Origin of the sequence: Nitrososphaera sp. (assembly GCF_050748925.1) — an archaeon.
GTDB lineage: Archaea > Thermoproteota > Nitrososphaeria > Nitrososphaerales > Nitrososphaeraceae > Nitrososphaera.
Genome location: NZ_JBOGQF010000062.1, coordinates 1 through 10,553 on the forward strand (window position 1 = coordinate 1; position 10,553 = coordinate 10,553).

The 10,553-nt window shown below is 56.5% G+C and carries 11 protein-coding genes and 1 pseudogene; 3 read left to right on the forward strand and 9 right to left on the reverse strand.

Features of this window, described 5'->3' with window-relative positions:
• Positions 1–10: 10 nt before the first annotated feature.
• A pseudogene (locus tag ACREAY_RS06610) lies at positions 11–1,162 on the reverse strand (aconitase family protein); the annotation flags it as partial.
• A gap of 75 nt (positions 1,163–1,237) precedes the next feature.
• Here ACREAY_RS06610 and ACREAY_RS06615 point away from each other — a divergent pair.
• Genes ACREAY_RS06615 through pdxT form a run of 3 tightly spaced genes read left to right on the forward strand, consistent with a single transcriptional unit; the run spans position 1,238 to position 3,366 of the window.
• Entirely contained in the window at positions 1,238–1,735 is a 498-nt protein-coding gene (locus tag ACREAY_RS06615) for a hypothetical protein (RefSeq protein WP_431754974.1), read from the forward strand.
• A gap of 39 nt (positions 1,736–1,774) precedes the next feature.
• The gene (gene pdxS / locus ACREAY_RS06620) at positions 1,775–2,740 is read left to right on the forward strand and encodes a pyridoxal 5'-phosphate synthase lyase subunit PdxS (protein WP_431754975.1); all 966 of its coding nucleotides are present in this window, start codon (positions 1,775–1,777) and stop codon (positions 2,738–2,740) included.
• The gene (gene pdxT / locus ACREAY_RS06625; protein WP_431754976.1) at positions 2,737–3,366 is read left to right on the forward strand and encodes a pyridoxal 5'-phosphate synthase glutaminase subunit PdxT; all 630 of its coding nucleotides are present in this window, start codon (positions 2,737–2,739) and stop codon (positions 3,364–3,366) included. The genes pdxS and pdxT overlap by 4 nt, the downstream gene beginning before the upstream one ends.
• Here pdxT and ACREAY_RS06630 read toward each other — a convergent pair.
• The 8 genes from ACREAY_RS06630 to ACREAY_RS06665 form a co-directional block, all read right to left on the reverse strand.
• Positions 3,363–4,628 (reverse strand): PQQ-dependent sugar dehydrogenase, encoded by a 1,266-nt coding sequence (locus ACREAY_RS06630; protein ID WP_431754977.1) that lies wholly within the window; start codon positions 4,626–4,628, stop codon positions 3,363–3,365. The two genes, pdxT and ACREAY_RS06630, sit on opposite strands and share 4 nt — an antisense overlap.
• Positions 4,629–4,783: 155 nt before the next feature.
• Positions 4,784–5,068 (reverse strand): winged helix-turn-helix domain-containing protein, encoded by a 285-nt coding sequence (locus ACREAY_RS06635; protein WP_431754978.1) that lies wholly within the window; start codon positions 5,066–5,068, stop codon positions 4,784–4,786.
• A gap of 149 nt (positions 5,069–5,217) precedes the next feature.
• A complete protein-coding gene (locus tag ACREAY_RS06640) occupies positions 5,218–5,898 on the reverse strand; it encodes an Lrp/AsnC family transcriptional regulator (protein ID WP_431754979.1) in 681 nt (226 codons plus the stop codon).
• Positions 5,899–6,093: 195 nt separating this feature from the next.
• Positions 6,094–7,065 (reverse strand): UDP-3-O-(3-hydroxymyristoyl)glucosamine N-acyltransferase, encoded by a 972-nt coding sequence (locus ACREAY_RS06645; protein WP_431754980.1) that lies wholly within the window; start codon positions 7,063–7,065, stop codon positions 6,094–6,096.
• A 2-nt stretch (positions 7,066–7,067) separates the two neighbouring features.
• A complete protein-coding gene (locus ACREAY_RS06650; RefSeq protein WP_431754981.1) occupies positions 7,068–7,847 on the reverse strand; it encodes a PIG-L deacetylase family protein in 780 nt (259 codons plus the stop codon).
• A gap of 325 nt (positions 7,848–8,172) precedes the next feature.
• Positions 8,173–9,294 carry a spherulation-specific family 4 protein gene (locus tag ACREAY_RS06655; RefSeq protein ID WP_431754984.1) on the reverse strand — a complete coding sequence of 374 codons (1,122 nt, stop codon included), beginning with the start codon at positions 9,292–9,294 and terminating at the stop codon, positions 8,173–8,175.
• A gap of 110 nt (positions 9,295–9,404) precedes the next feature.
• Positions 9,405–10,151 (reverse strand): spherulation-specific family 4 protein, encoded by a 747-nt coding sequence (locus ACREAY_RS06660; RefSeq protein ID WP_431754982.1) that lies wholly within the window; start codon positions 10,149–10,151, stop codon positions 9,405–9,407.
• Between the two features lies 1 nt (position 10,152).
• On the reverse strand, positions 10,153–10,553 hold a 401-nt coding region (locus ACREAY_RS06665), incomplete at its 5' end, for a hypothetical protein (RefSeq protein ID WP_431754983.1).

Here is a 10,553-nt window from a genome sequence, read left to right on the forward strand (position 1 = left end):
CCCTGGTCTATACCCCGTGCTCGTTGGCCTGCCTGGCAATGTCTGCGGCGCGCGACATGTCCTCGTACGAAGAGTTGGTGCAGCTGCCAATGAGCGCGACTGAAATGCCGTCGAGGTAGTTGTTCTTTTTTACCTCCTCCGCTAGCTTTGATATCGGCCTCGCAAGGTCTGGCGTGTGGGGGCCAACGACGTGCGGCTCTAATTTTGAAAGGTCGATCTCGATCACCTGGTCAAAGTATTTCGACGGGTCGCTCACTACCTCCGGGTCCTGCGTCAAGACCGGCTTGTGCGCGTTGGCAAGCCTGGCCAGCTCGCCCCTGCCGGTCGACTGCAGATACGCCTCCATCCGCTCGTCGTATTCAAATACCGAGCAGGTAGCGCCAATCTCGGCGCCCATGTTTGTTATGGTGGCCTTGCCCGTGCAACTTATTGATTTTGCGCCGGGGCCGAAATATTCCACGATGGCGTTCGTGCCGCCCGACACGGTAAGTTTCGACGCGACATAGAGTATGATGTCTTTTGGCGCGGCCCAGCCGGTCAGCTCGCCTTTCAGGTAGACGCCTATGCGCCTTGGGTACAGCAGCTCCCACGGCATTCCTGCCATCACCTCTGCCGCGTCGAGCCCGCCGACGCCTATGGCCAGCATGCCAAGGCCGCCGGCGTTTGGCGTGTGCGAATCCGTCCCGATCATGAGGCCGCCGGGGAAAGCGTAATTTTCAAGCACCACCTGGTGGATAATCCCGGCGCCCGGCTTCCAAAAGCCGATGCCGTATTTCCTGCACGCAGACTCTAGAAACGTAAAGACTTCGTTATTCTGCACTATTGCAAACCGCGTGTCAGTCGCGCCGTCGACCTTGGCCTGTATCAGGTGGTCGCAGTGGACCGTCGTCGGCGCCTTTACGCGTTTCAATCCTGCCTGAGCAAACTGGAGTATAGTCATCTGACCCGTGACGTCCTGCAGCGCGACCCTGTCCGGGTCCAGAAATACATAGCTCTTGCCTGCCTCCGGGGCGTAAACGTCGCCGTCAAGGTGGCCTATCAATATCTTTTCTGAAAGCGTCAGTGGCCTGCCGGCGACCTTTCTGAACTTGGCGACGTTGGCCTCGAGCTTGGCATAGACCCTGCCTGCGAGCCCGGGCGTCGTCTCTATCTCGACTGACATGCAATGAAAATTCGCCTCCTGTGCCTATATCTCTTTTTCTTATCTTTTAATACAGGGCCAGCGGCAAAAGCAGGGTTGAACAAGTTCGCCCTTGTCATCATCGGCATAGTCGCCGCGATGGCAGTATTGATAGCGCTGCCAAGCGCCACGCAGCAGCCTGTTGCCGGCGACCTTGAAATCGACTATTCCAAGCAGCGCCTTTCAAAAATAGGGAACGACTTTGTGGCGACAAAGGTCGAGCTTTTGAGCATTTCAAATGACGGCTCGGCGACATATTCCGAGACTGACCCGCGACTAAAGATCCTGCCGGTCGAGGAGCGATTCACGGTGAGCGGCGACGACTACCGCAAGTTAAGGGACCTGATACTTGAGACTGGCTTTATAGAGATACCGCGCACCGATTACCTCGAGGTTGCAGGCGGCATCGACGAGTACACGAAATACAGGCTCACAGTGCGCTCTGGCGACAGCCAAAAGACCTTCAACTGGGTCGACGCATACGAGGGGACGGTGCCGTACCTGATAGAGACTGCAGGGTCGAGCCTTGACGCCATTGCGGAGCACAGGCCGTAGAACAATATCTATATAGAGCGTTTCGACGTTCCGGCTTGCATGACCATATCGCTTGTCGCCAGCGAAGAGGGGGCAAAGGGCATCAGGGTTGAGCAGGATGCCCAGAGGGTTCGCGGCACTACTCTGCTAAAGCGCGGATTTGCGCACATGCAAAAGCACGGCGTAGTCATGGACGTCACGAGCGTCGAGCAGGCCAGGATTGCGGAAGAGGCTGGCGCAGTAGCAGTGATGGTCCTTGACAAGCTCCCGTACGACGTGAGAAAGGCAGGCGGCGTGGCAAGGACTGCCAGCATAAAGGTAATCGAGGAGATAATGGACGCGGTCACAATTCCACTGATGGCCAAGTGCAGGATCGGACACATCGACGAGGCGCGGGTGCTCGAAATCACCGGCGCGGACATGATAGACGAGAGCGAAGTGCTTACACCAGCGGACGAGGAGCGCCACATATGGAAATGGGACTTTACCACGCCGTTTGTCAACGGCGCCAAGAACCTCGGCGAGGCGCTGAGGAGGGTAGAGGAAGGCGCAGCGATGATCCGCACAAAAGGCGAGCCGGGCACCGGCAACGTCGCAGAGGCGGTAACGCACATACGCATGGTCAACAACGAGATACGGAGGATCCGGTCGCACTACCAGGATAACGACAAGCAGGAATTGATGAAAGCCGCGAGAGAGATGAAGGTCTCGTTTGCCATAGTAGAAGAGACGGCGCGCCTTGGGCGCCTGCCGGTCGTCAACTTTGCGGCAGGGGGCATAACTACCCCGGCAGACGCGGCGTTTCTGATGAATCTCGGGTGCGACGGAGTGTTCGTCGGCTCGGGGATATTCAAGTCAGACGACCCCGCGCAGCGCGCAAGGGCCGTCGTGCTTGCCACCACGTTCCACGACGACGCCAGGATAGTCATGGAGGCACAAAAGATGGTCGACGAGAAAAAGTCGCTTCTGGGCCTTGACACCAAGAACCTAGAGCTCCGCATGCAGGAGAGGGGGCAGTCGGCTTGAAGAAAATTACAATAGGCGTACTTGGCTTTCAGGGCGACATTGAGGAAAACGTCGCGGCCGCAAAACAGGCGATGGACGAGCTGGGCGTAAAAGGCAGCGTGGAACTCGTGCGATACCCGGACGAGATAGAGCGCGTCGACGGCATTGTGCTGCCAGGAGGCGAGAGCACCGTGCAGAGCTCCCTTGCAGCCATCCAGAGCTCGCTGCCCGCGCTGAAAAAGCGCATCGCAGACGGCATGCCGGTGCTCGGCACCTGCGCGGGCATGATAATGCTTTCAAAGAGGGCGTTTGACCGTGTCGTGGGCGAGACAAAGCAAAAGACGATAGGCAACCTCGACGTCACAGTCGAGCGCAACGCCTTTGGCAGGCAGAACGACTCGTTTGAGGCGGACTTGACGATAGACGCCCTCGGCAAGGCCCCCTTCAAGGGCGTGTTCATCAGGGCGCCGGCCGTGAGCGAGGCGGGCAAGGACGTCGAAGTAATTGCAAGGCACGCCAACAAGATAGTGGCAGTCAGGCAAAAGAACATCATCGGGACCGCCTTCCACCCCGAGCTTGCAGGTGACGCCAGAATGCACAGGCAGTTTGTCAAGATGGTTCTGGACTACAAGCGCGCCGGCGACTAGCTTGCAGGCACTATCCTGTATACCTGCCCGCCAAACGTGAGGACGTAGACGTACCCGTCAGGCCCGGTCTCGATGTCTGTTATCCCGTTTGGAAATGCGCCCAGCCGGACCAACAGCGACTCGCCATAGCTGTCGGCAACGAGGTCCGCAAGATCTGACTGCCCCGTCTCGACGCCGTTCCTGTTGCCGTCGACGGTAAAGTAGTAGAGGTTGCCGGCGTTATAGTCGCCCACAAAGACGTTGTTGCGGTACTTTTCGCCCAGCTTGTCCGTTGATATGAACTCGATGTCGGTGACGCCTATCGAGCTCTTCCAGCTGAACACGGGGTCCCTGTACACGGCACCTTCCAGGTATGTCAGGTCGCTTTCCGCTACGTCTGACCTGTCGATTGGGCCAGTGAGCTTTTTCCAGCCGCTGTTCATGCCGGGCTGCACCACGTTTATCTCGTCGTACTGGTCGGGGCCGTTCTCGGTGGCCCACAGCACGCCGGTAACTGGGTCGACGTCCATCCCAAAGCTGTTCCTGACGCCGTATGCGTAGTAGTAGCTGAGGGACCTTTTGCCATAGCTCGTAAACGGATTGTCGGCAAGCGGCTCGCCGTCCAGGTCCATGCGCACGATAACAGACGTGTCGTCTATCTCGCCTGCCTGCTCGTTTGTAAGGGGACCCTCAACCTGCCTGTTGACGTCGCCGATGACTGCAAACAGCTCGCCCTTGCTGCTGACTGCAAGCTTGCCCCCGTTGTGTATCGGGCCCGGCGCCGCCGGCAACTCCAGCACGAGCGTCTGGTCAGTAAGGGCCTTTCCGTCCCAGTTGTAGCGATAGATCCTGTTGCCAAGCGCGTTACCGCTCGAGTCTGACTCGGTGAGGTAGAGGAAAACGTATTTCGATCCGCCTGGCGCGCCGGTGACGGCGACCCCCAAAAGCCCCTGCTCGGCACCCTTGCTCACGCTCATCTTTAGCACCTGCGTCTTTGTGCCGGCAGACATCAGGTACAGCGCGCCAGTCTCTTTTTCTGTCACCAGCAGCGCGTCGTTGCCCACAAACGCCATGCTAGTCGGGAACGCAAAGCCGTCTGCGACCGGCTCGGCCTTTATGCTCGCGTCGGCAAATTCTGGCATGTCTTCCGGCGACGACACTGACACGGGCGATGGTAACGGCTCCGGCCCGGCAGGTCGGGCAGGGAAGACAAAAAAGACGACGAGTGAAATTATAGCCGCTACAGACACCGCCGCGGCCGCCAGGGCAACAATCTTGTTCATGCTCCAGCTTGGGACAGGGGGGTATTTTATGGCTATGTAGTCAGGTTCTAATGCGAAGATGCCGGCAGTCTTGAAGTGCGCCTGCGAAAAGCAGCATCAGAAACGGGCATCGCGGCCAGAAATGCTTGAAAAATGAAAGAAAAGGAGAGGCGCCGCTAGACGATTCGCTGTTCGGCAACCTGGCGTGGGGTGTTGAGCAGCTGGTGTATGACTTCGTACGCCCGGAGGTAGGCGATGCCCTTTTCTGTAATGACCCACTTTCCCGAGTCTTCGCGTATAAGGCCCTTGTCCAGCAGCAGCCTGTGGTAGAACTTTAGCTGGGAGTAGCTCAGCTTTGACTTGTACATGATCATGGTCTTGATCTGCGGTTCAAGCAGCGTCGTGAGTATCTCGGCGATTATCTCCTCCCTGCTCCTGTTTCCTATTTCTTCTTTAAGCAATAGTTCCTATAATAGAATCTGAATAGGTAAGCAGTACGGTCAGAATTGTTATTAAAAATCGCCAACGCGCAACACGTAGCTGTTACATAATGGTTTTAACAAGCAAGAATCGGGAGATACTTTGAATGTGGGTGGCCTTGCGGCGGCGCTCACATTTTGTCGATTATCGACTCAAAGCACTGGTCGTTCTTGCCCAGCGTCGACACGAGCTCTATCCAAGAGATGTTTGTGACGCCCTTGATGGCCTTGACGCGCTCGATAATGTCCATGAGGTCCTTGTTCTCCTTGAATATCGCCTCGGTTATGATGTCGGTGGTCTCGGCGCCTATCGCCCTCCACACCCGGACAGTCGAGTCCTTCCATGAGAGTATCTCCTTGCCGACCCCTATCGTGTTGCCCTTTTCGGTGTGGACAAACAGCATCGCAACCCTCCAGCCCAGCTTTTCAAGCTTGGGAGAATATGACGCCTCGAGAAAGTCAGCCTCCAGCCTCTTTCTCCGGCGCTGCACGGTTGAAAGCGGTATGTCGAGTTCTCGCGAAAGCGTCAATGAAGATATCTCGCCGGTCGACGACAGCAGCGTCTTTAGTATCTTTTTGTCCACTGGCGACAGTACGGGGGTCTGCTCCTTGTCGCCGCGCTTGGCGTTTCTCTTCCTCTGCTTGGAGTCGTTGACCATCTGCATGACCGTCTTAAGCAGGTCCTGCAGCTCGTTTATCGACAGCTGGTGGAAGGATGAAGCGTTGATTCCCAGCGTTTCAAGTTCTTTGATGATTTCCTGGCGTGAAACAGATTTCGTGTCCAACTTGCCGTGTTGCTCCTCTATCAGCATGTTAGGACATCCCTGCATGCTATTGTACTTGGTGGCATCATATTACCTGACTATCTTCTATAATTTTCAATAAAAGAAACATGCCCAGCCCATTGCTGGCTGGCTTAATGCGGTAAGTCATTTTTGGATTTGCGCGTGGTTAATCCGGTCAACGTTGCAGAATTATTTCGGGGACACGCAAAACGAGAAGCTGGTTCAGGATTGCCCGGCCTGCCTTCCAGTCATGAGGTACAGCTCGCCGGTCGTGACCTTTTGCTTTATAGACTTGGCAGGGACGCCGGCGACGACGTCGTCGTCAGCAACGTCGCCTATGACGCAGGCCCCTGCGGCTACCAGGACCCTGCTGCCCACCTTGATGGTGTTTTTCAAAGTAGAGTTGAGGCCAGTCCAGCACGAGTCGCCTACCTGCGTGCTTCCCCCTATGATGGTGCCAGCCGCGAGCTGGCAGCGGGTGCCGATGCGGACGTTGTGCGCAATATGCACCAGCGCATCGAGCTTTGTCCCATCGCCGATGAGCGTATCGGTAAGCGAGCCTCTTGCAATAGAGACGTTAGCAGATATCTCGACTTCGTTGCCTATTATGACGCCTGCCAGGTGCGGAAAGCGCTCGAGCCGGCCGCCAGGGTCGCGCTCGTATGCAAAGCCTTCAGAGCCTATCGCGACCCCGCTCTGCACCACGCAGTTGTCGCCTATCGAGCAGTTCTTCAGGGTGACCCTGTCCTCGATGACGGCGTTGTTCCCGATGGTGCAGCCGTCCCCTATCGTGACAAAGGACCCCACCTGGCAGTTGTCCCCCATCTTGGCAGACCGCGATATCACCGCGCTTGAAGATATGGACCGTGCGGCTGCCATGTTGCGCGCCCTGTTTACGAAATGCACGAACACAAAGCGGGGGTTGTCAAGAAAGACCAGTTGCGAGCGCGGGTTTGTGGCCCTGCCTTTCAGGGTGCTCTTGCACAGTATTATCCCGGCTTTGGAGCTGGAGATCGACGAGATGCCTTTTTCATCGTCCCATGCGCAAAAGGCGAGGTCGTCTTCTCCTGCGTCGAGGATTGATGATACGCCCGTCACCGCGCGCTGCGGCCCCTCGGTGTGGTAGCCCCGCTCAAGGTCCGACACGATGGATGAGGCGTCCCACTCTTTGCCCATCCTCCACGTGCCGCGCATTGTCACTCGCCATGCCTGTGAAGCAGGCTGTCATACTGCATGCCAAGGCCATTTTCGGCGATTGTCTGCTTGGCTTCCTTGCCGCTGTGCTCGATGATGTCGTCCAGCTCTACGTTGCGCGAAATGGTTTCAGGCAGAGGCTGCTGCGGGAGCTTGACCGGCTCAAAGTCCTTGCCGAGGCACATCTTGGCAACTTCAAACGACTCTACAGCGGTGAGCTGGGTGTTGAGCCGGCTCTGGAACGTCCGGTACTCGGCAAGGCCCTTTACCGCGTTGGTCCTTGTGAACAGCTTGTTGCGCTGCGACCAGAACACCTTGATGAGCTCCAGCTTGTCTTCCATCACGTCTGAAATGTCATAGTACACCTGCGGGTTGAACGTCTTTGTTATCGGTACTTCGTATGCCAGGACGTTCTGGCTGAACCTGCTAGCCTCCATGGTCGCCTCGGCGATTGCGCGGTGGTCGTGGTGATAGTCCTGGGCGGAATGCGTGAATATGATGTCAGGGTTTGACTTGTGGATAAAGTATTCCAGGTGGTTTATCAGCTTGTTTGACACGGTTATCTTGGTGTCCTCAAAGTTGTCGACCCACAGCTTTTCCGCGCCGACAAAGTTGGCAGAGGTTATCAGCTCGTGCGTCCGCTCTACAGGGTCGCCGGAGGCGCCGCCTCTCGTCAGGACGTACATGAACACGTTGTGGCCTTCCCTTGCGGCCTTTATCAGGGTCCCGCCGCATCCAAGTTCGATGTCGTCAGGATGGGCGCCTATGCTCAGAATGTTCAAAATGATTCACTCCGTGTTAATGTAAAAAACGCGGCCGATTTTGCATCCGGTATTTCAAATCCGTGATTAAACAAATGTTCCATTTTCGCTTCCTTAACATGCATTTTTTTATTATGAAAGGCTACTGACCAGTAATGAGCGGTTATTTGGAAAATGTATGTCACTTAAATTGGCTTTGTGCTCGGTCTGTTGCGCACTTTTCCCGCACGGAGTGGCTTTTTTTCTTCATTTAATTGGCAACTTGTGGCTCGCGCTGGTCTGGCTATATAGAAATTTTTTAGAAGATTAAAACGAAAAAATTAAGGGCTAAAAAAGCGCCCACGTGCTAGTCGAGTTCGGCTACCATTTCGTCAAAGTAGTGCGGCACCGTGAACCATCTTCCGTTAGAGTCGTTGCCGGTGTGGATGTACATAAGGCCGACCCAGTTTGCCGAGTTGTTGACAAACGACGTGTCAAGCCAGCTTATGTCGTACCGGATGTACGCAAAGTTGCGCTTGTCATAGTCGTCGTGCCAGCCGCTGCCCGAGCAGCCGATGCAGTACTGCAGCCACGAGATCGGCATGTAGCCCCTCCCTTCGGTGATGTTGATGACGTCGACAGTCCCAATGTAGCTCCTTGGCACGTCAGTCCCCGGGTTGCCCATGGTCATCTTCATGCCTACCGACTTGGCATAGTTGGTCACGTCGCGGTAGTGGCTCTCGTAGCCCACCTTGTTGGTGAACTCGTCGATGAACACGCCGTCGGCGTTGTACCAGTTCTTGTACTTGTCAACATCTGCCCTGAGCGAGGACAATGACCGCGTCCCATAGTCGTCGTATGTGTAGCCCAGCATGATGACGCCTGCGCTCCGGAGCTTGTCGACCCAGTTTGAAATGGTGCTGCTGTCAGACCAGCCCGGCCCGCTTGACGGGTTAAAGACCGCCACTATCGGCACTGACGGGTGCGCCCTCTTGACATCATAGACCTTTTGCCAGTGATCGTCACCCGTGCTTCCAGGGTACATATAGAGCGCCACAAACGCCCCGGTCTTTGGTATGAGTGTCTGTATGCTGGTGGGTGAAGTAGTGGGTGAAGTAGTTGTAGAGCCGGTCTTGTAAAGCGCCGTTGCAGTTGTGTCGCCAGAGAGGGTCACCCATCTCGGGTTGCCGGTGCTGCCGTTTCCCCAGTGGTCAAATGCATAGCTGCCATAGTTGCTCACGCTGACTACGTATGTTGCGCCGGTGGTACCAGTTATGGTCAAGGGTGTGAACCCTGTCTTGATTGTAGTTCCGCCAGACTGGATGGTCGCCCACATGCTGAGCGGCGCTCCACCTGACATGGAATAGGCGTTCACGGTTAATCTGTTTGACGACTGGGCGTCAGCCATAAGCGGCTGCGCCACAGAGCCTGCCAACAGCACCATCAACGCAATCCCCATTATTGCGGTTGCTGTTGAATTGAGTCCCATTTTCAATTCGGAGCTGCCAGAGAAGAATGATTTAAAGAGCTTCTGGAGCGGCGCTTTCTAAGATACTTGCAAAAGAAAATACTATGACATATCTACACGCCAAGATACGTTTAACCGTGTTGCTGCGCCGGGTCAAGCACGGCCATCATCTTTTCAAGGTGGCTGCTGAGCGAGTCGTAAGGGTTGGGCAGCCCGTCGTCAGTCACGTATAGCAGCCCAAGGTGTTTTGAAGCCCCCCTTATTGCTTTTTCGTCAAGCCCGTCGACGCCGTAAGAGCAGCAGGACCAGTTTTTCCGGTCGTGGCCCGCGTGCCACCCGCCGAGCCACTTGGCGTCTGGCAGGCCGGCGTTTTCATATATGATAAAGTTGTCAGCCGCCCCGATGTACTGCGGAGGTATGTCCGTGCCGGGGTTGCCCATCACAAAGGCCATGCCAAGCGATCTTGCGTACAGCCGCAGCTTGCGGTAATAGCCTACCATCTTGACGTCTGTCGAGAACTCGTCTATCATTATCCCGTCGGCTCCGTACCACGAGGCATACCTGCCGACCTCTGAGGCGACCTCGCCTATGCTCCTGCGGCCCCACGAAGTGTAGACGTAGCCAAGGACGGTTATGCCGGCGCCACGCAGCATGCCTGCAGCCCTTTCGTAATTGGCGTCTCTGGAGCCGCCGGCGCCACTGGACGGGTTTATCGCCACGACCACGGGGACGCCGGGGTGCGCCAGCTTTGCCCTGACGACCCTCTCGTACTCGCCCATGCCGGCCCCGGACGGATAGACATAGAGCGGGACATAGACGCCGGTCGCGTGCGAGCACGATAGCCCAGGCTGGAAAAACTGCGCGAGCCTCTCCATCATGTCAGCTGTACCTTGCAAGCAGGTTTGCCACGGGGGTGCCCTTCAGTATCTTTTGGACCCCGGCAAATGAAAGGCCCGCGGCGGCCGCGCACGCTGTCGCGTAGCCAAGGGCGATGTCCTCGAACCCTTCCTGAGCCAGGAACGCCCCAAGCGCCATCGTGAGCACTGCGCCGGCTATGGCCAGGATCGCAGGAATCTTTGCCCTGTTGAGGAACATCATGACGAGCGCGTTTGCGGTAAAGAGAGACAGGGCAACGTTGCCTATTGACGCGTAGCGCATCACCTCCAGGCTGTCTTCGGTGCCGTTGAAATAGTTTATCACCTCTGGCCCAAACAGGTTGAGGATGCCGACAGAGCCGGCCGCAGACACTAAGACGAGCAGGATCATGCGCCTGTATGTGG

Bases quoted from the DNA above. Each gene is read 5' to 3' on its own strand.
- pdxS (WP_431754975.1), top strand. From the start codon at position 1,775: ATGACCATATCGCTTGTCGCCAGCGAAGAGGGGGCAAAGGGCATCAGG.
- ACREAY_RS06630 (WP_431754977.1), bottom strand. From the start codon at position 4,628: ATGAACAAGATTGTTGCCCTGGCGGCCGCGGCGGTGTCTGTAGCGGCT.
- ACREAY_RS06640 (WP_431754979.1), bottom strand. From the start codon at position 5,898: ATGCTGATAGAGGAGCAACACGGCAAGTTGGACACGAAATCTGTTTCA.
- ACREAY_RS06660 (WP_431754982.1), bottom strand. From the start codon at position 10,151: ATGATGGAGAGGCTCGCGCAGTTTTTCCAGCCTGGGCTATCGTGCTCG.
- ACREAY_RS06655 (WP_431754984.1), bottom strand. From the start codon at position 9,294: ATGGGACTCAATTCAACAGCAACCGCAATAATGGGGATTGCGTTGATG.
- ACREAY_RS06645 (WP_431754980.1), bottom strand. From the start codon at position 7,065: ATGCGCGGCACGTGGAGGATGGGCAAAGAGTGGGACGCCTCATCCATC.